At 62.4% G+C, this 23,516-nt stretch carries 22 protein-coding genes and 1 pseudogene; 12 read left to right on the plus strand and 11 right to left on the minus strand.

All coding sequences use genetic code 11. The annotated features are described in order from the left end of the window. Window positions 1–41: 41 nt before the first annotated feature. The 3 genes from AB4Y97_RS16115 to AB4Y97_RS16125 are packed head-to-tail and all read right to left on the minus strand — an operon-like array spanning window position 42 to window position 3,254. Window positions 42–1,085: an HlyD family secretion protein gene (locus AB4Y97_RS16115; RefSeq protein WP_442000058.1), complete on the minus strand. Its 1,044-nt coding sequence runs from the start codon at window positions 1,083–1,085 to the stop codon at window positions 42–44. Window positions 1,086–1,107: 22 nt separating this feature from the next. After that, window positions 1,108–2,796, minus strand: a complete 1,689-nt coding sequence (locus AB4Y97_RS16120) for an MFS transporter (protein ID WP_442000059.1) — start codon at window positions 2,794–2,796, stop codon at window positions 1,108–1,110. Window positions 2,797–2,810: 14 nt separating this feature from the next. Further along, a complete protein-coding gene (locus AB4Y97_RS16125) occupies window positions 2,811–3,254 on the minus strand; it encodes a MarR family winged helix-turn-helix transcriptional regulator (protein ID WP_442000060.1) in 444 nt (147 codons plus the stop codon). A 146-nt stretch (window positions 3,255–3,400) separates the two neighbouring features. On the opposite strand from AB4Y97_RS16125, the gene AB4Y97_RS16130 reads away from it, so the two are divergent. Together AB4Y97_RS16130 and AB4Y97_RS16135 are read left to right on the plus strand one after the other, a co-directional pair. Continuing rightward, entirely contained in the window at window positions 3,401–3,640 is a 240-nt protein-coding gene (locus AB4Y97_RS16130; protein WP_442000061.1) for a DUF3297 family protein, read from the plus strand. 181 nt (window positions 3,641–3,821) lie between these two features. Then, window positions 3,822–5,126, plus strand: coding sequence for a flavin monoamine oxidase family protein (locus AB4Y97_RS16135; RefSeq protein ID WP_442000062.1), 1,305 nt, complete (start codon window positions 3,822–3,824; stop codon window positions 5,124–5,126). A gap of 187 nt (window positions 5,127–5,313) precedes the next feature. Here AB4Y97_RS16135 and AB4Y97_RS16140 read toward each other — a convergent pair whose 3' ends face one another. After that, on the minus strand, window positions 5,314–6,651 hold the full coding sequence (locus tag AB4Y97_RS16140) for a cytochrome c peroxidase (protein WP_442000063.1): 1,338 nt from the start codon (window positions 6,649–6,651) through the stop codon (window positions 5,314–5,316). Between the two features lie 2 nt (window positions 6,652–6,653). Next, window positions 6,654–7,526, minus strand: a complete 873-nt coding sequence (locus AB4Y97_RS16145) for a hypothetical protein (RefSeq protein WP_442000064.1) — start codon at window positions 7,524–7,526, stop codon at window positions 6,654–6,656. Window positions 7,527–7,653: 127 nt separating this feature from the next. Here AB4Y97_RS16145 and AB4Y97_RS16150 point away from each other — a divergent pair, with 127 nt between their 5' ends. Together AB4Y97_RS16150 and AB4Y97_RS16155 are read left to right on the plus strand one after the other, a co-directional pair. Beyond that, window positions 7,654–8,313, plus strand: coding sequence for a Fe2+-dependent dioxygenase (locus AB4Y97_RS16150; RefSeq protein WP_442000065.1), 660 nt, complete (start codon window positions 7,654–7,656; stop codon window positions 8,311–8,313). 135 nt (window positions 8,314–8,448) lie between these two features. After that, a complete protein-coding gene (locus tag AB4Y97_RS16155; protein ID WP_442000099.1) occupies window positions 8,449–9,144 on the plus strand; it encodes a class I SAM-dependent methyltransferase in 696 nt (231 codons plus the stop codon). 84 nt (window positions 9,145–9,228) lie between these two features. Here the strand turns inward: AB4Y97_RS16155 and AB4Y97_RS16160 are convergent. Further along, a pseudogene (locus AB4Y97_RS16160) lies at window positions 9,229–9,309 on the minus strand (IS5/IS1182 family transposase); the annotation flags it as partial. Window positions 9,310–9,394: 85 nt separating this feature from the next. On the opposite strand from AB4Y97_RS16160, the gene AB4Y97_RS16165 reads away from it, so the two are divergent. The 4 genes from AB4Y97_RS16165 to AB4Y97_RS16180 all read left to right on the plus strand — a co-directional run bounded on the left by AB4Y97_RS16165 (window position 9,395) and on the right by AB4Y97_RS16180 (window position 13,020). After that, complete coding sequence (locus AB4Y97_RS16165; protein ID WP_442000066.1) at window positions 9,395–9,895, plus strand: peptide deformylase; 501 nt, start codon at window positions 9,395–9,397, stop codon at window positions 9,893–9,895. 395 nt (window positions 9,896–10,290) lie between these two features. Then, window positions 10,291–11,700 (plus strand): M10 family metallopeptidase, encoded by a 1,410-nt coding sequence (locus AB4Y97_RS16170; protein ID WP_442000067.1) that lies wholly within the window; start codon window positions 10,291–10,293, stop codon window positions 11,698–11,700. A 282-nt stretch (window positions 11,701–11,982) separates the two neighbouring features. Further along, on the plus strand, window positions 11,983–12,273 hold the full coding sequence (locus tag AB4Y97_RS16175) for a TM2 domain-containing protein (protein WP_442000068.1): 291 nt from the start codon (window positions 11,983–11,985) through the stop codon (window positions 12,271–12,273). Window positions 12,274–12,378: 105 nt separating this feature from the next. Further along, window positions 12,379–13,020, plus strand: coding sequence for a hypothetical protein (locus tag AB4Y97_RS16180; RefSeq protein ID WP_442000069.1), 642 nt, complete (start codon window positions 12,379–12,381; stop codon window positions 13,018–13,020). A 353-nt stretch (window positions 13,021–13,373) separates the two neighbouring features. Here the strand turns inward: AB4Y97_RS16180 and AB4Y97_RS16185 are convergent, their stop codons facing one another. Both AB4Y97_RS16185 and AB4Y97_RS16190 read right to left on the minus strand, forming a co-directional pair. Continuing rightward, the gene (locus tag AB4Y97_RS16185) at window positions 13,374–13,778 is read right to left on the minus strand and encodes a hypothetical protein (protein WP_442000070.1); all 405 of its coding nucleotides are present in this window, start codon (window positions 13,776–13,778) and stop codon (window positions 13,374–13,376) included. 98 nt (window positions 13,779–13,876) lie between these two features. After that, a complete protein-coding gene (locus AB4Y97_RS16190) occupies window positions 13,877–14,407 on the minus strand; it encodes a hypothetical protein (protein WP_442000071.1) in 531 nt (176 codons plus the stop codon). Between the two features lie 557 nt (window positions 14,408–14,964). Here AB4Y97_RS16190 and AB4Y97_RS16195 point away from each other — a divergent pair. Next, window positions 14,965–16,332: an NAD(P)/FAD-dependent oxidoreductase gene (locus AB4Y97_RS16195; RefSeq protein ID WP_442000072.1), complete on the plus strand. Its 1,368-nt coding sequence runs from the start codon at window positions 14,965–14,967 to the stop codon at window positions 16,330–16,332. Between the two features lie 372 nt (window positions 16,333–16,704). Here the strand turns inward: AB4Y97_RS16195 and AB4Y97_RS16200 are convergent, their stop codons facing one another. After that, on the minus strand, window positions 16,705–18,372 hold the full coding sequence (locus tag AB4Y97_RS16200; RefSeq protein WP_442000073.1) for an ATP-binding protein: 1,668 nt from the start codon (window positions 18,370–18,372) through the stop codon (window positions 16,705–16,707). Beyond that, a complete protein-coding gene (locus AB4Y97_RS16205) occupies window positions 18,365–19,903 on the minus strand; it encodes an ATPase domain-containing protein (RefSeq protein ID WP_442000074.1) in 1,539 nt (512 codons plus the stop codon). The genes AB4Y97_RS16200 and AB4Y97_RS16205 overlap by 8 nt, the downstream gene beginning before the upstream one ends. 584 nt (window positions 19,904–20,487) lie before the next feature. Between AB4Y97_RS16205 and AB4Y97_RS16210 the strand changes: the two genes are divergently transcribed. Then, the gene (locus tag AB4Y97_RS16210) at window positions 20,488–20,871 is read left to right on the plus strand and encodes a helix-turn-helix domain-containing protein (RefSeq protein WP_442000075.1); all 384 of its coding nucleotides are present in this window, start codon (window positions 20,488–20,490) and stop codon (window positions 20,869–20,871) included. A gap of 165 nt (window positions 20,872–21,036) precedes the next feature. After that, window positions 21,037–21,981, plus strand: a complete 945-nt coding sequence (locus tag AB4Y97_RS16215) for a DMT family transporter (RefSeq protein ID WP_442000076.1) — start codon at window positions 21,037–21,039, stop codon at window positions 21,979–21,981. Between the two features lie 17 nt (window positions 21,982–21,998). Here AB4Y97_RS16215 and AB4Y97_RS16220 read toward each other — a convergent pair whose 3' ends face one another. Further along, window positions 21,999–22,889: a LysR substrate-binding domain-containing protein gene (locus AB4Y97_RS16220; protein ID WP_442000077.1), complete on the minus strand. Its 891-nt coding sequence runs from the start codon at window positions 22,887–22,889 to the stop codon at window positions 21,999–22,001. 291 nt (window positions 22,890–23,180) lie between these two features. Between AB4Y97_RS16220 and AB4Y97_RS16225 the strand changes: the two genes are divergently transcribed. Further along, window positions 23,181–23,507, plus strand: coding sequence for a DUF1127 domain-containing protein (locus tag AB4Y97_RS16225; RefSeq protein WP_442000078.1), 327 nt, complete (start codon window positions 23,181–23,183; stop codon window positions 23,505–23,507). Window positions 23,508–23,516: the final 9 nt, after the last annotated feature.

Below are 23,516 nucleotides of genomic sequence, written 5' to 3' on the forward strand. Positions count from 1 at the left end.
CCGAAAAACGACAGGCTTCTTCAGCTTCCCGAGAAGGCCGCCTAGCCCGGTGCCGCCGTGTCGATGCTCACCACCACGGACATGCCGGGGGCGAGTTGCCCGGCAAGCTCCTGGCCGGGATCGATGGCGACGCGCACGGGGACGCGCTGGGCAACCTTGGTGAAGTTGCCCGTCGCGTTATCGGGCTTGAGCACGCTGAACTCCGAGCCTGCGGCGGGGGAGAAGCGTTCCACATGGCCGTGCAGGCTTGCATGCTCCAGCGCATCGACAGTGAACGTCACCGGCTGGCCGACCTTCATGTCGGAGAGCTGGGTTTCCTTGAAATTGGCGACCACCCAGACTGTCTCCGGCACGATGGCCATGAGCTGGCTGCCCGCCGCCACATATTGCCCGAGCCGCGCGCCGACCTCGCTCAGGCGGCCGTCCTGCGGCGCCGTGATCGTCGTGTTCTGAAGGTCGATCTCGGCGAGGTGCACGGCGGCTTCCGCACCCTGCACCGCAGCCTCCAACGACTGACGGCTGACGCGGGTGGCGGCGAGATCCTGCCGCGCCACTTCCAGCGCCGCCTGCGCTTGCCCGAGAGCTGCCTTCGCCTGTTCGAGGGAGGCCTTGCTCTGATCGGCGGCGCTCTGGGTCGTCACGCCTCTCTGCAGAAGCGGCTCGACACGGTTCCAGTTGGCTTCCGCCGTCGCGAGTGCCGCTTTCGCCCCGTTCACCTGCGCTTCGCCGGCCGCGATGCGCGCCTCGTCCGAGCGGCGCTTCTGCTCGGAATTGGCGAGCGCGGCCTTCTGGGCGGCAAGGCTCGCCTCAGCCTGTTTCAGCTTCTGCTCGAAGATGCGGCTGTCGAGCCGTGCGAGCACCTGTCCTGCCTTGACCTTCTGATAATCCTGCACCGCGACCTCGGCGATGTAGCCCGCAAGCTGCGGGCTGATGATGGTCACCTGCCCCCGGATATAGGCGTTGTCGGTGGTCTCGACCGAAGAGGTGAAGGGCGGCAGGCGCCACGCATAGAGAACCAGCGCGAGCCCGGTAAGGCCGAGCGCGACGGCGATGAGGGAAGCGGTCGATCTGAAAAGCCTGGTCATGACAATCGTTCGATGGGTTTCGTCAGCTTGCGGTCGGTTGTGGGGCGGCGGCGCTTTGCCTGAGAGCGATAAGCGCCATGTGGATGAACAGCGCGCAGAGCGCGAAGGTGGAGAGGGCAGTGATCAGCAGGAACGCGTCGTTATAGGCGAGCACGTTCGCCTCCCGCGTCGCCTGCTGGCCGAGCAATGCCAGTCCTTCCGCATTGCGCAGGGTCGGGTCCGTGATCGTCCGGCCATAGGCCGCGCCGAGCTGGCTTGCGCGCTGCGCGACGAACGGGTCCATCAGCGTGATGTGCTGCACCAGCGCATGCGAATGAAATTTTTCGCGCCAGGTGACGAATGTGCCGAAGGCCGCGGACCCCAGAAGCCCGCCGAGACTCTGGGTCACGAGAAACACGATGATGAAACTCAGGATATAGTTCGGGCCTTTCTTCAACGCCGACATCATGCCCGAAGCGAGCGCCGGCGGCAGGAAAAGCGCGCCGGCCAGTGCGATCATCGCCTGGCTCGCATACATCTGCGCGGGGCGCGTGAGGTTGGTCGCGCGGCTGTCCATGTAGGCGCCGATGGCAAGCAGGGCGAGCGACGCCGCATGGATCGCGGGTTCGCGTCCCGGCTTCATCAGCACCGCGCAGGCGAGGCCTCCGGCAATCGTCGTAAATAGAATGAGCCAGGTCAGCGTGGCGATCTGCTCGTTCTGCAGGCCGAGCACCTGAAAGAAGCCGAAGGCGCCGCTCGACTGCTCGGACAGCACGATGCGAAACAGAAGAAGCGCACCGGTGAAATGCAGAATTTCCTTGCTCGCCAGCCAGCGCACGTCGATCAGCGGATTCTTGCGATTGAGTTCGATGACGACCATGGCCGTGACGGCGATGATCGCGACGGCGAGCAGCACGCCGATCCACGGCGCTTCAAGCCACCAGTAAAGGCGGCCGAGAGTGAGTGCGATGGCGGCGGCGCCAAAGCCTATGGCGATGAAGAGATAGCTCACCACGTCGAGCCGTTCGATCACCTTGGCGCGGGGCGTCGGCGCGAGCGGCAGCAGATACACCGCCGCGAAGCTCATGAGCGCGAGCGCGATTTCCATCAGATACAGCCCATGCCATTGTCCGATCTCGATCAGGGCAGGGGAGATCAGGCGCGCCACCGGCATGGCGAGCGAGATGTTCGTCAGCGCAAGGCACAGGCCGATATTCATCTTCCTCGCGGGCGGGAAGGATTCGAGCGTGTAGAGAAAGCCGAGCGACGATAGAGGCGAGGCGGCAACACCGCTGAAGAAGCGCACCACGAGCGCCGATTGCAGATCGTTGGCGAAGAGATGCATCAGCGAAACGAGGACGAAGCCGATGATGGAGAGTTCGGCGAAGTTGCGCAGGCCATATTGCGCGCGGATCTTGATCAGCAGAAGCGACAGGCTGACATTGGGCGCCATATAAGCCGCCATCAGCCATGTCGTCTCGTTAGTCGTCGCGCCGAGCGAGCCTTGAATCTGCGGCAGGTTCGCGCTGATGAGATTCATGCCGAGCCCCTGTGTCAGCGCGAACAGGGTCCCCGCCAGCACATAGGCAGCCGCAAGAAGCGGCGGCTTGGGAACGAAAGCAGGTGGAGAAGGCGCGGGCTGCGGCGCGGGCGCGGAAGGCTCGTCCCGTTCCGTCTCCGGTGCGACGGCGATCTCGTCCTCGCTCAGGCGGGGTTTCTGCATTGCGGTCATGACGCTTCGATCCGTCAGGACGCGGCTTCGATATTCTGCGACATGATGCGGAACACCCGCACCGCCGCCAGCAGATCGTCTTCCGCTACGTCGGCGAGCACGCTTTCGCGCACCTCGTCGGCGAGATGGCTCACCGTCTCGGCCTGTTCGTGCCCGGCGGCGGTCAGCGCGACCTGCTTGGCGCGCCGGTCGCCGTCCACGGGCCGGCGCTCGATCAGGCCCTGGCTCTCCAGGTTGTCCAGAAGCCGCACCAGAGTCGGGCCTTCGATCTCCAGTTCCTCCGCAAGCTCCGTCTGGGTCATGCAGTCCTTTTTAAGCAGGCGCAGGAGCGTGCGCGCCCGCGCCATGGTCAGGCCGTTGGCCCTGACCCGTGCATCGAAGGATGTCCGCAGCTTGCGGCTCACCTTGGACAATTCGTCGATGAAGACGACACGGGTGCTCGTGAGGGTGGTTTTCATAGGGGGGATATTGATAGTGTGCTAATGATATGTCCGCTACATAACCCTATTCCTGAGTCGATGCAAGCAGGCGGCGCGGTCCCGGTTGGAAATCCGTCCTCGAGGGGTTATTGGGCAACAATCGCCATTCTTCGAAAGCTGATCCGATGACCGATACGCTGCCAGACCGTCTCTCCACGAATCCGCAGAGCCCCTATTACGATGCCGCCGTGCTGGAGCGGGACGTGGGCGTCCGCTTCAAGGGCGTCGAGAAGAACAACGTGGAAGAATATTGCGTCAGCGAAGGCTGGGTGCGGCTCTCGGTCGGCAACTCCAAGGACCGGGCCGGCAATCCCCTGACCATCAAGCTGAACGGTCCCGTCGAGCCCTATTTCCGCGGGAAATAGCGCGCCCTAAAATCGCGCCAATCTGGCTGGAATTTCCGGCATGGAGTTCTTGCCGAAACTCCTGTCTTGTTGAAACTCTTGGGTTGAAATTCTTGGGTTGAAACTCTTGGGCGGACCGGAATGGCCGTAGCGGCTTTTCCAGGCCCACGTGCCATAGCCGGATTGAAAAAGGCGTGCCTTCATGCGGATCAACCGACGCGGCCTTCTGGCCGGAGCAGCCTCCCTTGCTATCGTTCGCCCCGCACTTGCGACGGATGTGGATGTCCTGATCGTCGGCGCAGGCGCCGCGGGCCTCACCGCCGCCAAGGCGCTCCGGCGTGCCGGGCGCAGCTTTACGCTGGTCGAGGCGCGCTCCCGCATCGGCGGGCGGGCTTATACGGACCGCTCTCTTGGGGCGTTCTTCGACGCCGGCGCGCATTACATTCATTGGGCCGAGCACAATCCCTGGCGGCAGATCGCGGCGGATCTGGCTGTTCCGCTGAGCGAGGAAGCGACGGGCGGCGGGTTCCGGGTCTACCGCAACGGCACGCTCGTGCCCGACGCCGAGCGTCGGCGCCGCCGCGCCGCCTATCGCGATCTCGAGAGCCTGATCGAGGCGACCGGATCGGTGGACGGCTCGTTTGCCGATGTGGTGCGCAACAAGCCGCGGGAAATGGCGGACGCCGCGGGCGGCATCACCCTCTTCGCCCTCGGGGAGGAGCCGGAGCGGGTGTCCCTGTTGGATTACGACCAGCTCTGGAGCGGCGACGATTTCATCCCCGCCGGCGGCTACGGCGCTCTGGTCGCTCGCTACGGAGCCGATGTGCCCGTGCGCCTCGGCACGCCCGTGACGCATCTGCGCTGGGGCGAGGGCCGCGTCGAGGCCGAGACCCCGCAGGGCAGGCTGACGGCGCGGACCGCCATCGTGACGGTGCCGGTTGGCGTGCTTCAGGCCGAGAGACTGCGCTTCACGCCGAACCTGCCTGCAGAGACCCTGGATGCCCTGGGCGGGCTTCATATGGGGGCGCTGACCAAGATCGCCCTTCGCATCGACCGCACCCGGTTCGGAAGTACGGATGCGACCGATCTCACCGATATTGACGCCAGGAGCGAGACCACGAGTTTCGAGTTCTGGCCGGAAGGGCAGGACCTCGCCCTGGCCTATCTCGGCGGGGATCATGCCCGCGAGCTGTGCGATGCCGGCGAGCGGGCCGCCACGGATTTCGCCACCGAGCGTCTCGCCGCGATGGTGGGCGGACGCATCCGTGAGGCCGTGACGGGCGGTCGTCTCGCCGGCTGGTGGAACGATCCGTATTCCCAAGGCTCCTATTCCATCGCGAAGCCGGGCCACCTGTCGGCGCGCGAGGCCCTGCGCAAGCCGATCGGCGACCTGATATGGCTTGCGGGAGAGGCGAGCGCGGGCGGGGGTGCCATGACGGTCGGCGGTGCGACGCTGGAAGGCGAGCGCGCGGCCCGCGAGGTTTTGGGACGGCTGCAACGGCTGTGAGGCTCGCGATCACGCGCTCTTTCGGAGCCGCGCCTTCGCTCGGGATTCTTGGTCCCGGGGCAGCTTGCCCACATGGCGAGCATTGAGACTGTCTGCAAAATCGTCTCGCTCCTGCCGGTCATCGGTCTCTTGGGTCATCTCAGATCCGAATAAGCGCACGCGCGGTAAGGGGAAGAGGCGGCCCGCGTCAAGGAGCCTTGGCCGCTTCGACATCCACGCTCAGGTGCATGTCCGGATGAATGCCGCAGATCACGTCATAGTGGCCCGGCTTGTCGAAACCGATGGTCACCGTATCGCCCGGGTTCTGCCCATCCGAGTTGAAGCTCATGCCCTGTCCGTCGACACGCACATTGTGCGTGCGCGTGTCGTCGTTGAGGATGCGCAGGGCCTCGCCGATCTTCATGAGAATAGCGTCGGGCGTGAAACGACGATCCTTCTGGCTCACGGTCGATGCCGCAACCGCATCGGTTCTGACACCCCATGCAATGGTCCTTGCCGGAAGACTCGCCGGGCGCGGAGGATCCTCGCTGGAGAGCGTGTTCAGAAAGGCGACAAGCTGAGCCCGTTCCTTTGCGCTGAGCGCGATGTGTCGAGGCAAATCGGCCGAGAGGGTGGGGCGCTGCACGACCTTGTCGGCGTAATGGTCCACGACATCCTCGAAGGTCGCGAGTGAACCATCATGCATGTAGGGCGCGGACCACACGCGCTCGCGTATGCTGGGCGTCTTGAAGGCATGCTCCGCCGCCTTCACGCCAAGGATCGCTCCCCGGCCCGCATCGTCTCCGGGAAGACCGATGTCGTGGAATGCCTCGTCGGTGAAGCGCCAACCCTGATGGCAGGCGACGCAGCCGGCCCTCCCTACGAAAAGGGTGAATCCCGCAAGCTCATCGGGCTCAAGCGCGTTGTCGTCGCCTTTCACCCACTTGTCGAAGCGCGTTTCAGGCGAGACGAGCGTGCGCTCGAAAGCGGCCAGGGCCTTCATCAGGTTGGCGCGCGTCACGGCGGGGTCTTCGGGGAAGGCTGTGGCGAAGGCTTGCCGGATCTGCGGATCGGATGCGAGGGCCCGGGTCACGCTCTCCAAATCGCCCGCCATCTCCTGTTTGTTCTCGATGGGGCCCGATGCTTGCGCCTCGAGGCTCAAGGCCCGCCCGTCCCAGAACCAGGACAGGCCCCATGCCATGTTCCAGAGCGGCGGCGTGCGCCTGTCGAGGGGATGGCCATCGAGCCCGGTGTGACGATCGACGCCATCGGAGAAGGACAATTCCGCCTGATGGCAACTGGAACAGGCGACATCTCCCTTCCCCGACAGGCGGGGATCCTCGAAGAGCTTCGCGCCGAGTGCGGTCTTTTCTGCCGTTGACTCATTGTCTGCGGGCATCGGCACGTGATCGGGACGCGCGAAGGCTTTCTGCCAATGCTCGATATCGAGCGAAGCAGGTTTTTCGGCCGCTCCGCCCGCGAGGGCCGCCAGCACAAGGCCCGCCAGCACCCGACCAAGCTTGGGGAGATATTCGCGCGTCGTCATGATTAGCGTAGGCTACCGAGCTGCAGCTCGAACCTTGCGACGCTGCTCAGAAACTGGCCCGTGTCCTTCACCGGCTGCTGGGGCGGCGTCACGGACGGGAATATGGACTTCAGCTCGTCGAGGCTGGCGCGGATCACCTTCGCGGCATCCGCATTCTTCGCCGCCACGTCGTTCATCGCGGTGCCGACGAGGCGATCCACTTCGAGAACGAAGCCGCGCGCATCCTGATATTCGACCACATTGGCGATGCGGCCCTTCTCGATGGCATGACCATACTCGTCAGCTGCCTGCTGAAGAACCTCGAGGGCTGTCTCGAGAGTGAAGTAGGTTCCGTTCGCCTCCTTGGCGCGCACTGCGGACTCCGCTGCTGCAAGGCGCTCGTCGAGCGCCGCGCGCGCCCGCACATAGGCTTCCTTGTTCTTGGCCTTCACAGCTTGAGAGAGCGATTTCAAGGCCACCTGGAAAGGCGCGACTCCGAAGGTCTTCAGATCATCCCGGAGGCTGCCATAGATCTCTTCTTCCGGATGCAGGAAATGGGGGAGGGCTTCCGCCCAGCGGCCGGTCTCGACCAGCTCTCCGCCCACGAGCAGATGACCGCGGATCAGCTCGACGCCGCGGTAAAGATGCAGCGAAGGCTCAAGCTTGGCTCCGCCTGCGCCACCCTCATCGCCTTCGCCGCCCATTGCGGCCGGCGGTTTGCTCTTGGCTGCCTCACCACCATGACCCTTGTGCTGGGCTAGCTGCAGCAGATCCTGTTCTGACCTGGAGCCGATCTCCAGCCGAGGCTGGGCCTGCAGAATCGCCGCCTGCGAAGCAGCCGGTGCGGCTGCCAGCACGGCGGTGCCGAGGCCCGCCCAGATCTTGCGTCTCTTCATCGTCGTCTCCTCTCGGCGAGCCAAGTTCGCCGGCGGCTAGTTTAGAATATTTAAAAACTGTTAGTCTTTACAATGATTTAGCTACATCCTATGTCAGCGCCTGACAAGTCCGTAAGGTTTTCATCCCATGTTGATCACGATTGCCGACGTGCTGCCTCGGAGCGAGCTCGAAGAGATCCGCGCCATGCTGGGCGCCATGCGTTTCGAGGATGGCCGCGCGACGGCCGGGTGGAGTGCCAGGCTCGTCAAGGAGAACGAACAGGCGCGGGAAGGCGCAGCCCTCGATCTCCTCAGGGAGCGAGTGACGAAAGCCATTCGGGAGAACGAGGTGTTCAGTCTCGCGACGCGTCCCAAAGCGCTGACGCCACTGATTTTCAGCCGGTACACGGAAGGGAGCCACTACGGCCCCCATGTGGATAATCCGCTGATGAACGGCATCCGCACGGATGTCTCGTTCACACTCTTCCTGGCAGAGCCGGATACCTACGACGGTGGCGAGCTCGTGATCGAACTCCCGGCAGGCGAGGACGAGGTCAAGCTTCCGGCCGGTCATCTCGTCGCCTACGACTCGACGACCCTGCACCGGGTTGCGCCCGTAACGCGCGGCGAGCGGCTCGTGGCGGTCGGCTGGGCGCAAAGCTATGTGCGCAGTAGCGCCCAGCGGGAGCTTCTGTTCGATCTCGAAACCGCTCGGGGAAGCCTCTTCGCGCAATCAGGCAAGTCGCCGGAATTCGATCTCATTGCGAAAAGCAGCGCCAATCTCTTCAGGATGTGGGCCGAGGTCTAGGCTCATGACCCATTGATCAAAGCTAAACGCGCGACCTTGCCGGAGAAGTTGGCGCATCTATAAGATGCAAGGATAGATCGTATGAGATGCCGATGAGTGCGCCGTCTTTGGGCGCCCCTCTGGCGAGGAGCAATGTTGTTTGAGAATGATTACGATGCGTTTGCAGCGGCCTATGACGCCGACAACGAGATCAACGCCTGGAATGCCTATTATGAACGGCCGGCAATTCTTTCGCTGGTTGGTGACGTCACTGGACTTCGAGTACTCGATGCGGGATGCGGCGGTGGGGCTCATGCCGCAGCACTCCTTGATCGAGGGGCGATACTAACCGGGATCGATTCCAGTGCTGGCCTGCTGGAAATCGCGCAGCGTCGCCTTGAAGAACGTGCGCGATTGTTATTGGCTGACCTGAACGAACCACTGCCCTTTGACGATGGCGCTTTCGATTTGATCCTCGCCTCGCTTGTCATGCACTATCTGCCTGACTGGGCGCTGCCCCTCTCGGAATTCAACCGTCTGCTGTCCCAAGGCGGCCGCCTGGTTTTTTCCACACACCACCCCTTCATGGATCACCACTTGGCTGGCCGCGACAATTATTTCGAGACCTATAGCTTTACTGAAACGTGGCAGCGCGGCGGGAAGGACATCGCGATGCGCTTCTGGCATCGTCCGCTCCATGCCATGTTTGACGCACTCCAGTCGGCTGGATTTCAGATTGATATACTGAGTGAGCCCCAGCCCGATCCTCGAGCCCGCGACCGGTTTCCGGAAGCATACCAGAGCCTGACGACCAAGCCGCGATTCCTCTTCTTCTCGGCGGTGAAAGCATGAGTGTGACTCTTGTGGCTCAAAGCCAAAGATGATGGTTGCGGCAATGCGAATTGCTGAGAAGATGGCATGGGCGCATCGGTCTTAGCGAGTTGCGATATGCCGCCAGTCCTTCAGCGTGGCGAAGAGATTTTCGACCTTGTGGCGCTGCCGGTAAAGTGCCTTGTAAGGATATGGAATTTTCCGGCTTCGACTCGCGCCATCTGGCACTCGCTCAGTAAAAAAATCCCTCAAGGTTGAACGGAGACATTTCTTGGCGGTGCGAGCCCTTGTGTATTTTCCAGATCCCCGTCTGCGCGCGCAGGCGGAAGAGGTTGCGGTTTTCGATGATGCGTTGCGAGAGCTCGCGCAGGATCTCACAGATACCATGAGGGCGGCGCCCGGCGTCGGAATCACGGCGCCGCATATGGGCGTCCTGAAGCGGCTGGTCGTCATTCAACTCGATCCCTCGGACGCACCGAGGATCTACGTCAACCCGCGCATTCTCTGGTCTTCCGAGGACACGATCCGTCACGTTGAGGGAAGCGTGTCGATGCCGGGCGTGACCGACGAGATCGAGCGCCCCGCGCGGGTGCGCGTGTCATACCGGGATCTCGACGGCGCCGCGCGGGAAGAGGAGGCGGAGGGCTTCATGGCCGTGTGCCTGCAACACGAGATCGACCAGCTCGACGGCATCTTCTGGCTCGACCGCCTGTCGAAGCTGAAGCGCGACCGCCTGATCAAACGCTACGAGAAACTGCGGCGCGGACGATGATCCGTGGGCGGGCCGTGACGGCGCCCATGGCCCGCGCCTTCGATAGGCTTCTGCGCGGTGCCGTTGACCATGAAAGGTGCGGTGAGTTGCGTCGCGTAATCGCACAAGGATCATTCCCAAAGGTGACATTTCAAGCCTGATCGAGGGGTGGGAGCGCTGATCGCCGACCGTCCTGTTCACGGAAAGTCCCGGTGGCTCCATCGCGATCATCCGCGCATAAGGATTATGTGCCTTTTGAAAGCCAATTTTCAGGAATGCGACCGGATCGGGACGTGATTAGGCCGATATTCTTAAAGAATACAAGCATTTATCGGCATTCGTACCTCTTAAGAGATATAGCCTGACGGGTAGCCTCCCTTAGTCTCTTTCCGCTCTGCCGAAGCTAAGGAATGGACATGGTCGATACAATTTCAGTTGCACGGACGGGCAATCAGGATACGGACGGCCTTCTGTCGGGGAAGATGTGGGATGCGTCGAACCTGACTTACAGTTTCCCGACACGCGCGTCCTATTACGGATCGGGCTATGGCCTGGGAGAGCCGCAGAACAACTTCAAGGCGCTGAACGCGGTTCAGATCGCGGCCGTGCACACGGTGCTGAACATGATCGCGTCGGTAACGAATCTGAGTTTCACGCAGATCGACGAGAGCGCCACCACCCACGCGACCCTGCGCCTTGCCATGTCGGATGCACCGGAATCCGCATGGACCTACACGCCGGCCGACTATCCGGAAGCAGGCGACACCTGGTTCGGAATCGCCAATGGCTGGTACGATTCCCCACAGCGCGGCAATTACGGCTTCTACACCGTGCTTCACGAGCTGGGGCATGCCATCGGCCTGAAACACGGCAACGAGACAGACGGGTTCGGCGCCATGAATCCGGCACAGGACTCGATGGAAAATTCGGTCATGACCTACCGGTCCTATGTGAGCGCGGCGGGTCAATATGTGGAGAACGAAACCTGGGGCTATGCCCAGACGCCGATGATGGACGACATCGCGGCCCTGCAACACATGTACGGCGCGAATTTCTCCACCAATAGCGGCAACAGCGTCTATCGCTTCGATCCCGCGACGGGCCAGGCCTTCATCGACGGCAAGGGCGAGGGTGTTCCCGGCGGCAATCGAATCTTCATGACGATATGGGACGGCGGCGGCGTCGATACCTACGAATTCTCCAACTACGCCACCAACCTGTCGGTGGATCTGCGCCCCGGCGCGTGGTCCACGTTGTCTTCCGCGCAGATCGCGCAGCTCGGCGCGGGACATTTCGCGCGCGGCAACATCGCCAACGCGCTCCTGTATCACGGGGATACGCGCTCGCTGATCGAGAATGCGACGGGCGGAACCGGCAGCGACACCATCATCGGAAATGCGGCCGCCAACATCCTGAAAGGCGGCGGCGGCAACGACCGCCTCAACGGACTCGATGGCGACGACACCCTGATCGGCGGCATCGGCAACGACGTGCTGACCGGCGGCGCGGGCGCGGATGTCTTCGTGTTCAACACCGCGCCGAACAAGAGCACCAATGTGGATCGCATCGCCGACTTCAATGTGGTGGACGACAGGATCGAACTCGATCACACAATCTTCGCCAAGGCGGGCGCGAGCGGTATCCTCAACACAGCGGCGTTCTGGACGGGCACCAAGGCGCACGATGCGTCCGACCGCATCATCTACGATGCCAAATCCGGCCTGCTCTCTTACGACCCGGACGGTATCGGTAGCACGGCACAGATCCAGTTCGCGCAAGCGGCGAAGGGCCTGAAGATGAGTGCGGGGGATTTCTTCGTGGCGTGAGGGGCGGGCGCTCCGGATTTGGGACGAAGGGGATGGCGTTCGCCCGCGCATCCCCTTTCCGGGTTTACTGGAAAGAGGAATCTCGTGGCTCTCGCCGCGATGCGATCGCATATCTCCCGGAGCGCAAGCATGGGCACGATACCCTTGCCGCTTCCGGCCGGCAGCCGCACGGTGCATATCCTTTGAACACGGCCTCCAGCACGGGGCGGGTATGCGCCCGTCAATCTTTACTTAAATTAAGGAGTGTGGAAGTTGTTGAGCCTGCCATAAAAGGGGGCATGAATGGCTTTATCTACACAAGAACAACTGTTGATCGAAACGCGCATCTCCAACGAAGGGCCGAGCATCGTCGTCGCTTACATGTTCTGGTTCTTCCTCGGGATCTTCTCCGGCCATCGGTTTTATTTAGGCCGGCCCGGGACCGCGATTCTTCAAATACTGTCTTACTTCATCGTCGTCGGGTTCGTCTGGCTCCTGATCGACGGCTTCCTGATCCCGGGGATGGTCCGGCAAAAGCAGGAAGAGTTGAGGCATAAGATGTCGGTCCGGGCCTTGGCGACCGCAGCGGTTTGAGCCTCATACCGTCAGGGAATGTCGCGGCCGCTTTTGCGGCCGCCGCTTGACGGTTGATGCAACAGAGCCGACAAGTGACCGGTCGTTCTCAAGTAAATTGCGACCATGGAAGTCATCGACTTTGCCACGCTGGCGCACCGGCTCGCGAGCCAGCCGAAGAACACCCGGCTGCTGGTGGCCGTCGCAGGCCCCCCGGGTTCGGGCAAGTCCACCTTTGCGCAGCAACTGGTCGGTCGGCTCAATCGGTCTGATCCCGGACGCGCCGCCGTTCTTCCGATGGACGGCTACCACTATGACGATGGATTGCTGAAGGAACTTGGCCGGCTCTCCCGCAAGGGCGCCCCCGATACCTTCGACGTGGACGGACTGCGTCATATGCTGGTCCGGTTGCGCGACAAGACCGAGAGCGCCGTGGCCGTGCCGGTATTCGATCGCGATATCGAGATCGCCCGAGCGGGTGCACGGCTGATCCCCGCATCTACCGACATTGTCGTGGTGGAAGGCAATTACCTGCTGCTTCGTCAGCCGCCATGGGCTGGCCTGCGGCCGTTTTTCGATCTGGCTATTCTTGTCGAGGTTTCCGAAGAGATCCTACGGCAGCGGCTCACGGCGCGCTGGCAGCATCATGGCCTGCCGCCCGAGCGGATCAGCCGAAAGCTCGAAGGCGACATTTCGAACGGCCGACTCGTGCGGAACGAAAGCGTGAATGCCGATTGCCAGATCACCAACTGGCAGTGTGGAGAGTGACATGCGAAGCGTGCTCACGCCTCCGTTGCATCAACCTGTCATGCCACTCGAAAACCGGAATGTGCTGGCGGCACAAGTCGACGCTGCGACGGAGCACTGTGGACCGTCTTTGAGCAGACGGCCCCATCCTTCGCATCTCCGTTGAATTCCTTGGCTTCAATCTCGATTGGGAGCATCTGTCGGTGATGGGTTCCCACTCTACGCGCAGGTCTCACCTTCAGGACTGACGCTCCATCCGAGTGAACATGGAAATGCAGCCTCAAACAGCGTGAAGTGAATCGAGAAAACCTCTCTTTTCACATGGCAAGGCGCAGGTCCGAAAACCTGCGCCCGCTGATGAGGCCTGAATGTTGTTAGCGAGCGCACTCGACGGGCACGCGCATATTGGTGCCCTGAACGAGAACGGTACGACACGGCACGCCGTTGATGATCTGGACCTCGTTCGGAGCCGCATAGGGGAAGGGAGAACCTGAAACGGAAGGGCCAGGCATTTGTTCGACGCGGATGCTTCCCGTGGTGCCCGGTTCAAAAGTGCCGGTTGCGACCGGACCTGCGCACTCGACGGGTACGCGGGTGTTGGTGCCCTGAACGAGAACGGTGCGGCAGGGCACACCGTTGATGATCTGGACCTCATTGGGAGCAGCGTCGGGGAAGATGGATCCGGGCGTGCCTTGAAGTGGATTGGGCTGCGCTTCAGCGGCTCCGATAGCGCCGAGAGTGATGAGACCGGCACTGACGAGAATCGCGAACTTCTTCATAGCTTGCTCCTGTCGATCGATGATGGGAACAACGGGCATGAGGAGCTACGGATCCGCTCATGCTGCAAATTTGTGCACCGGAGGCCGAAGGACTCTCATCAAATTCCCCCGCCATGCTCAAACCACCAATCGAACCGGCTCCAGCCTTCCCCTTCCTCCCGCTCGATGCGTTCCAGATGGGCCGCGAGTTCGTCGCGCAGTTCGTGGATGGAGCGGGGCGGTCTGGCATCCTCGTCGGGATAGTGATCTTCGGCCGCGGGAGCGACGGGGACGTGCTTGCTGAGGCCGCCGAGCGCGCGGGTGAGGCTGGCGAGTGGCTGGAGGGAGTCCTGGATCAGTTCGATGGGCTGGTCTTCCAATGCCTTGGCGTGGCGGGCCGTGAGCTTCCAAAGCTTTTCCGTCACCTTGTCCCGCTGGCGCGCGATGCGCGCGGGCAAGGCTGCGCCGGGCGGCCGCCGCCATTCGCCCTGTGTCGCATAGCGCGATACGGTCGAGGCGGAAATGCCCAGCTCCGCGCCGATGCGCTTGTAGGACCGGGTCGTGCCCTCCACCAGACCACGCATCTCGGCGATGCGGGCGGGGGTGAGCTTTTCCCTGGAGGCCGGGTTCGAGAATGGTTCGTCGGTCATGGCAATGGGATGGATGAATGCGAGTACAAAACATGAACAAAATAACGAAGCGAGGAGAATTGTCAAGGTTGGGGGAGTGTCATCCCCGGTTTTCCGCAGAACCGGGAAGGGGATCCATCTTCAGTCTGGCTCTGATGGATTCCCTTCCCTTCCCTTCCCCTCCGCTACGCTCCAAACGGGACCGACAGCAGCGGCGACCGTAGGGATCTACCAGGGACGAACGAGGGGCGATGAGCAGACCTGCGGAGGATTTACGCTACTTCCCATTCATGGCCCTCAGCGGGCCTTTGGAGTGACGGCCTTTGAGTGGAAGGTGAAGGTCCTCTTCCGATCCGTCGCAGAAGTTTGGCGAGCGACGTTTGAGGCGCCCCGCCGAACGATCTGCTCCCGCAGCGGAGTGGCCGCTGCGCCAGCATTCGCTGCCGCTTCTCCCGGCATGACCGGCGCGGCCCTCGGACCGCCTTCGCTGAAAAAGCAGCTGCCGTTCGCTCGCTCGGTCTGGTATATGAGGGCGGTTCCCCGGGGCTGTGGTGAGCGGCCTGACCCATGAGGCCGCAATGTCCCATTCATCATCGAGAGTCGTCATCTGTGGCGCCGGCATCGCCGGCGTCGCGGCGGCCTACCATCTCGCCGTCGAATATGGTCTCGACCACGTGACGTTGGTCGACGAGGGCAATCCGCTCTCGCTCACGTCGGATAAATCGACCGAAGCCTACCGCAATTGGTGGCCTGGCCCCGATTGGGCCATGACCGCTTTCATGAACCGCAGCATCGATCTCATCGAGGAGATCGCGCGTGCGACCGGCAATCGCATCAATCTCAATCGTCGTGGCTACGTGTTCGCGACCGCCGATGCGAGCAAGATCCCCTTTCTAGAGACCATGGCGAAAGCGGCCGAGGCGCATGGCGGGGGCGCCGCCAGGTTTCACGATACGGCGCAGAGTGCCTATACGCCGTCGCCCGAACGCGGTTTCGATGATGCGTTGACGGGCGCGGACATCATCACCGATGCGAGCCTGATCCGCCGACATTTTCCCTATCTCGCGCCCGAGACGGTGGCGGTCGCGCACGCACGGCGCGCCGGCTGGCTCAGCGCCCAGCAACTCGGAATGGTGATGCTGGAAGCGGCCCGCGCGCGCGGCGTGCAGATCGTGAAAGGCCGGGTCGTCGGCATCGACACGGCCGGCGGCCGGGCTCGTGCGGTTCACGTCGAACAGCAGGACGAGCGTCAGACGCTCGCGGCGACGCATGTCGTGCTGGCCGCCGGGCCGATGCAAACCGAGATGGCGCAGATGATCGGCATCGATCTGCCGATCAGGGCCGAGCGCCACTACAAGGTCAGTTTCCCCGATACGCTTGGCGGCCTGCCGCGCAACGCGCCGATGCTGATCTGGCTCGACGAGCAGCACCTGCCCTGGAGCGATGAGGAACGCGCCGCGCTCGCTGCCGATGAGGAGGCCCAATGGCTCCTTGGGACGTTCCCCGCGGGCGTGCATGGGCGACCTGACGGGGCATCGGCAACGCTCATTCTCTTCAACCACCATGGCGATGCGGTCGATCCGATCTTCCCGCTGCCCGAGCCGGAGCATTACGCCGAGATCGCGCTCCGCGGCATGTCGACGATGGTGCCGGCGCTCAAGGTCTACAACGGGGAGACGCCGCGGCCTTACATCGACGGCGGCTACTATATGCGGACGCAGGAGAACCGGCCGCTGATCGGACCCGTTCCGGTTGAAGGCGCCTACATCTCGTGCGCGTTCTCAGGCTTCGGTGTGATGGCGTCGTGCGCAGGCGGAGAGCTCATCGCCCGCCACATCACAGGGGCTGCGTTACCCGCCTATGCGCCGGCCTTTCTGCTGTCCCGTTATCAGGACGCCGCCTATAGCGCATTGCTTGATCGCTGGGGCGACGGTGGTCAGCTCTGACGGGGCAGGTTCAGCCGCCTGGCCCGATTCCGCAAAGACCGGCGGCTGGGCATCAGGAGACCTGTCCAGCCTTTGTCGAGCGCCTGCAACCGGCATGCCTGAGACCTAGCGCATCGTGCGGAAAAGTGGACCCGGTTTTCCGCATACACCGATGCGCCGCTTAAGGAAATGAGCATCGGATTGATCCCAAAAGTGGAGTCCACTTTTGGGTCCGATGCTCTAGAGCCGTTTCCACTTGCGTGGAATCGGCTCTTTTCTTTTGCTGGACGCATTTTCAGACGGAAAACCGGTTCCCACTTTTCGCTGACGCGGACCTTCGGTTCCTGAAAATGCTCTAAGAAGCGACGGCTATCGTCAGATGTCGGAAGCTTGCTATTCACCTGGGCCCCGACGAGGGCGCCCCGCAGTCTGCAGTCGTATCACGTTGTCGCGCGATTGTGCGGCCTCGACGAGCTCTGCGATGCGGGACGCGAGTTCGGCCTGCCGGAACGGTTTTGCCAGCCGCGGCAGTTCGGCTCCGGGTCCCTGGACGAGATTAGTGTAGCCGGTGATGAGAAGGGCCGGAAGGCCGGGTCGGAGCTTGCGGGCCTCCCGCACGACACTCGCCCCGTCTATCCCGGGCATCAGATAGTCGCTCACGAGCAGATCGATCTCGAACTCGCCCCGGCGCAGAAGCCCGAGCGCCTCTGCGCCCGAGCTGGCCTGGACAATCGAGTAGCCGAGATCCATCAACATTTCGGCCGTGCCGATCCGCACGAGTTCCTCGTCATCGACAAGGAGCACGGTCGATGGATGTGCTGCCGGAATTGCCTCGGCCTGCGTCTGCTCGCTCGCCGCTGCCTTCTCTTCGGCCACGGGAAGCCAAAGTTCCGCCCGGGTCCCGGATCCCGGCTTGCTCGACAGCAGAAGTGCACCGCCCGATTGCGCGGCCAGCCCGTGCACCATCGAAAGGCCAAGGCCTGTACCCTTGCCCACACCCTTGGTCGAGAAGAAGGGCTCGACGGCGCGCTTCAGAGTTGCCGCGTCCATGCCGACGCCGGTGTCGACAACGGAAACACAAATGTAGTCGCCCGCTTTCAAGGTTTCCCCGGACCTTGGCCGGAGGGACTCCCGCTTGACCTCTATGGTCAAGACACCACCGCGAGGCATCGCGTCTCGCGCGTTGATGGCGAGATTGAGAACGGCGAGCTCGAGCTGGCTCGGGTCCACCCGGGCCGCGGGCAGATCCGGCGGCGATTTGAGGGTTACCGTAATCGTCGGCCCGATCGAGCGCGTCACAAGATCCTCGATGCCCGCCAGAAGCCCCGACACATCGACGGCTTTAGGCTGCAAGTCCTGCCGTCGGGCAAAGGCCAGCAGCCGCTGCACCAGGGTGGCAGCCCGGCTCGTTGCCTGCAGCGCATTCTCAACGAGCCTTTGCGAGCGTGAGTCGTCGGCCGGCATGCGCCGGCGCAAAAGATCGAGGTTACCCATCACGGGGGTGAGCAGATTGTTGAAGTCGTGAGCGACGCCACCGGTCAGCTGCCCGATGGTTTCCAACTTCTGGGCTTCGTGGAGCTGCGCCAGCGCTTCCTCACGTTCGCGGGTTCGCTCGAGGACAAGACGTTCGAGCTCCTCCCGCGACTGGGCAAGAACATCGCGTGCCTCATACTGACGACGCCGCGCATTCAGGGCCGAGCGCACCGCCCGGACCATGCTCTCCGCGTGCAGAGGTCGCTCCAGCAGCACGACGTTCCGCAGCCGGTCGAGAGTTTCGAACGCCCGCGTGGAGCGCACGCCTTTATGTCCGTTGGCGAGAACCACGAATGGAAAATCCGACCAAGGTGGCTGCTGTTCGAGACGCGCTGCCAAAACATCGAGATCAGCGCCGGCAAGAGCCTCTTCTGCCACCAATGCGGCGCCTCCGCCCTGCTCGATGGCGCTGGAAAGAGCATTCAGATGCTCGCAGATGAAAGCCGAAATTCCATGTCGCTCCAGCAGATCCACGGCGACTGAAGCATCCCGCCCATGGGGCGTGAGGATGAGAACCGTTTCATCCATTGCCGATGCCGTCACTGCCTTCCCCAAGCGCGTGCGCCGACGCCTCCGGGTGCATCAGAGGAGCGGTGTCGCCCCTATAGGTGGGCGCTCCGGACAAGATGCTCTGGAAGCCTCTCAAGGGAGCGCCGATGCTTAGACCATCGGTATCCACCCGGAACTCGCGGATGGTGCGTTCATGATCGGTGGTGCGTGTCTTGACGACCGAGATTGCCTTTCGGACTTCGCCATCGGCCTCGAAGAAACGCAGGAGCAGCACCGTGTCGGCAAGATAGCTCAGATCGACATCTGAGCGGATGTCGCCCACGAGGCCATGCTGACCGAGAATCATCAGGGTCAAAACGCCCTGCTGACCAAGATAGGAAAGAAGCTCGTGCATCTGCAGTGTGAGATGCCGGTCTTCAGGCATCGCCTGCAAATAGGCATTGAGGCTGTCGACCACGACGACCCTCGCACCGTCCCGTTCGACAGCATTACGAACAGCGATTGCAAACTCGCCGGGCGAGAGTTCCGCTGGATCGATCTGACGGATGTTGAGGTGGCCGGAGTCGATATAAGGCTGCAGGTCCATGTTGAGGGCAGCTGAGCGCAGCATCAGAGTTGGAAGGCGCTCGTCGAAAAGGAAGAAGGCGGCTCGCTCGCCCTGCTCAAGAGCCGACACCATGCAGCGCACAGCGGCCGTCGTCTTCCCCACGCCCGCGGGACCATTCAGGAGGGTGGTCGTTCCTGGGACGAGCCCGCCTCCCAGCAGGGCATCAAGACCATCGATCCCGGTTGTGAGTGTCTCCGCAGGTATCGTACCAGGATGTTCGGCCGCAATCAGGCGCGGGTAGACGCAAACGCCACCTGTCAGAATGGACATGTCATGGTAGCCGCCGCTGTACTTGATGCCCCGCATTTTGATGACCCGGAGGCGCCGACGCTCTGCCCCAAAGCCTGTAGGAGTCTGATCGAGCGAGATGACACCGTGGGCAATGCTGTGCAGTTGAAGGTCGCCAGGCTCCCCGGTGCGATCGTCTAGGACGAGGACCGTGCAGTCGCGGCTCGAGAAGAAATGTTTGAGGGCCAGAATCTGCCGCCGGTAGCGCAATGGATTCTGTGCCAGCAAGCGTAATTCGGACAAGCTGTCGAGCACAACCCGCTTCGGTTTGAGAGTGTCGAGCCGTTCCATGACCCCGCGCACCGTTTCGCCGAGTTCCACCTCTGAGGGATGCAAAAGCGTTTGCTCAAGCTCGGGATCGAGACCAGCCTCGGGCACGAGCTCAAACAACTCAAGCCCATCGAGCGACCAACCATGGGTTTGAGCGACCGCCCGTAATTCGCTTTCCGTTTCGGATAAGGTGACGTAGAGCCCTGGCTCACCGTGCCGAGCGCCTTGAAGCAGGAACTGAAGCGAGAAAGTGGTTTTACCGGTTCCGGGCGGGCCTTCGACCAGGTAGAGTCGATTGGCCGTGACGCCACCGCCGAGGATGTCGTCGAGCCCTTCAATTCCGGTTGGAATTCGCGAGCCTTCCGTGGAGACAGGACGATTCATCAGGTAACCTTCACGGCTTTACACCTATGCCAGTCGGTCACAGAAGATGGAACGTCACGCTGGACTAGAGACACGGATTATCAATCCCTCACTCAGGAGAACCGCCAGACAACGCTCAAGCCTAGCTTGATGTTCCTGTCTAAAGAAGCGGACTGCATATAGTGGCTCGGACACTTGTGGTCTCAATCAAGAGGCCGTCCAAACCCACAAAAGCTAAATATTTAACGTCAGTTTTTGGCACTTTCTGGAAGTAAACCGTACGTCCGCTTTGGATCGCACATGACGGTTCATGCGAAGGGTGACGCTGATTGGATTTCGACGCCACCCCGCCATTGACCCGTCGCCCCCCTTGCGTGTTATCTCGTCACCGGAGCCGGCCGCAGCCGGTTCTGGGGTGTCAGAACCCCTCGCTAGGCGGCTGGCATCAGCCGTCATTGATGCCTTCCCAGCCTTATGGCCGGGGAGGCGCTGCCGCATGTCCAGGGCGAAAGCCTAAAGGGCAGCGCAGCCGTCCTAGCGCGGCTTCTGAACTCCCCGACCACCAGCGCTCGCTGGTGGTCACCACCGCCAAAAGGGGGAGTTTTATGCCTGAACCGACCAAGGCTCCGAGCCTCACTGACCGCCGCATCGGCCAACGTATCCGCTTGCAGCGTCTTTTTATCGGCCTGAGCCAGGAGAATCTCGCCGAGGCGTCGGGGATCACCTTCCAGCAGATCCAGAAATACGAGAAGGGCACGAACCGCATCAGTGCGGGCCGCCTGCAGGAGATCGCGCGGGTGCTGAGCGTGCCGGTCGGCACGTTCTATGACGAGATGCCGGAGGATGAGGCAAAGGATGACCTGCTCACAGCAATGACAGGCATCCCGCAGGGTGCGCGCCTGGTCCGGGCGTTCGGTGCGATTGCCGATTCCGGTCTGCGGCGCAAGGCGCTGGAGCTGATCGAGGCCATGGCCGCAGCGAGGGCGTGAGGCGGCTGGAACGGCATTCCAAGGAATTCCGAGAGATTTCAGGGGAATTCCAGCGAAATGCTTGGAACGTTTCATCAGCGTTCCAACAAAAATCGATCAGATTTCATCATTTGCCCTGATGTGTCGGACAGCGTAATCCGGTTCCATCGGAACAGGTGAACGACCATGTCTCAAGCAGCGGCGACTCAAGCGGAATCCTTGCCGGGATCGTCTCCGGCCAGGATCGAGGGAAGCACCCTTGCCCTCTACGTGGCCACTGTCTTCCTCTGGGGCGTGAGCTGGATCGGCATCAAGGCCCAGCTCGGGGTCGTAGCGCCGGAAATGTCGGTGCTGTGGCGCTTCGTATTGGCGGCGCTCTGTACCTGGGGCTGGGTTCTCGTGGCGGGCAAGAAGGTGCGATTTTCCCTATCCGACCACCTGCGCTTCGTGGCGGTGGGCTTCTGCCTTTTCTCCTGCAATTTCATCTGCTTCTACTATGGCGGCCTGACGGTGCCCTCGGGGCTGCTCTCCGTGGTGTTCTCGCTCGCCTCGATCTTCAATCTCGTGCTTGGTTTCGTGATCTTCCGCCAGAAGGTGGAGGCGCGGGTGGCGCTCGGCGGTCTTATCGGGGCACTCGGAATCGTGCTGCTGTTCTGGCCGGAAATCGCGGGCGCGGGCTTCAATCCGGCGGCATTGCGCGGCCTCGGCCTGTGCGTGCTCGGCACCCTGTTCTTCTGCTCCGGCAACATGATCTCGACCGTTGTGCAGCGCCGGGGCGCGCCGCTGATTTCGGCCAATGCCTGGGCGATGACCTACGGCGTGATCGTGCTGTTGGCGCTGAACCTGGCGCGGGGCAACGCCTTCATCATCGAACCGACGGTGAAATATGTCGGCGCGCTGGTCTATCTCGCCATCGGCGCGTCGGTGCTGGCCTTCGCATCCTATCTCACCCTGCTGCGGCGGCTCGGAGCCGCGCGGGCCGGTTATGCGACGGTGCTGTTTCCCATCATCGCGCTCGCCGTCTCGACGATCCTCGAGGGCTATGTATGGACGCCGCTCGCTGCAGCAGGCGTCGTGCTGGCGCTTGCGGGCAACGTGCTGGTGCTGCGCCGCCCGGCCGCCAAGGCTTGAACGCTACGGCTTGAACGCTACTCGGCCGCGGGCGCGAGCAGCGGGCGGGTCGAGCCCAGATTGTCGAGCGACTGCTTGATGTGGAAGCCCAGCGCATCCGCCAGCGGGTTCTCGCCGCCGCGGGCGCGGATCAGGCCGATCTTGCACGAGGGCAGGGCAGGGAAACCGTCCGAGGGGCCGAGGATCCTCATGCCGGGACGTACCGCGCTTTCCGGCAGCACCGAGACCGCAAGCCCCGACAGAACCGCCGCGCCCACGGCGGTGGAATGCCAGCTCACATAGGCGATGCGGAAAGCCCTGTCGGCGCCTTCCAGCGCCTCCGTGGCGGAGTGGCGCCAGTCGCAGTTCGGGCGGCCGAGCGCCAGTGGAATCGGGCTTTCCTCATGCACCGCATGGCGGCCGGAGGTAACCCATAAAAGCTGCTCGATCCGCACGATCTCGGACGGGCCGCGCCGGTCCACATGGGTGATGATGGCGAGATCGAGATCCCCGTGTTGCACCCGCTCGATCAGGTTGTGCGTCGGTTCGCACATCACCGTCACCTCGGCCTTCGGATTCGAGCGCGAGAACCGGGCCAGGATCTCCGGCAGGTAGCGGTCCGCGTAATCGTCTGGCAGGCCGAGACGCACCCGGCCGACGAGCTCGTTGTCGTTAAACGAAGCCATGCATTCCGTGTTGAGGCGCACGATGCGGCGGGCGTAATCCAGCAGGCGCTCGCCCTCCTCGGTCAGCTTCGACAGGCGCCCGTCACGCTCGAAGATCGCACGCCCGACCCGGTCCTCCAGCCGCTTCATCTGCATGGACACCGCGCTCTGCGTCTTGTGAACCACATCCGCCGCGCGAGTGAACGAACCCGTATCCGCAATCGCAACGAAGGTCCGCAGCTGGTCAATATCGAGAAGGTGCATGGGTATTTCCCGGATCATCATTTTTACTGATGTTAAATATCTCAAACAATCGTTTCAAGTGATATGTCGCCCATGCTATCCATAATCGGCAAAATTTAGAAAAAAGCGATTATATATCAATCGCTTGGGTCTGAATTTTTGCCTTGGAGCGTTTCAGGCGTTTCGTTGGAATCCACATGAAACACACCTGGAATCCACATGAAACGCACCTGGAATCCACATGGAATCCCTTGGAACGCAGCCTGCCGTTCCAATCCCGCCGAATGAGTTTGATAAGGCTAGGAGCCCCCGATGACCCGGTCCGCAACGCATGTCATGAGCCTTTCCGGAGCGACGCTCCTGGGGCCGATGTTCCGCGCTGTCGTGAACCTTGCCAGGGCTCTGCAACATCGCCGCGAGGTCATGCGCCTCACCGAATTCGATGACCGGATGCTCAAGGATATCGGTCTGGTCCGCAGTGATGTGGAAGGCGCTCTCGCTGGATCCTTGCTCGACAACCCGTCACTGGTGTTGGTTCGATGTGCCGAGCGGCATACACGGGCTGAGAGGGTGGCCCCTCCCGCCCGGTCTGTCCGCCCGGTCGTTCCTCTGGTGAAACCTGTTGCGTCTTGCGCTTAAGCATTTTCA

Source organism: Microvirga sp. 2TAF3 (assembly GCF_052114965.1).
GTDB lineage: Bacteria > Pseudomonadota > Alphaproteobacteria > Rhizobiales > Beijerinckiaceae > Microvirga.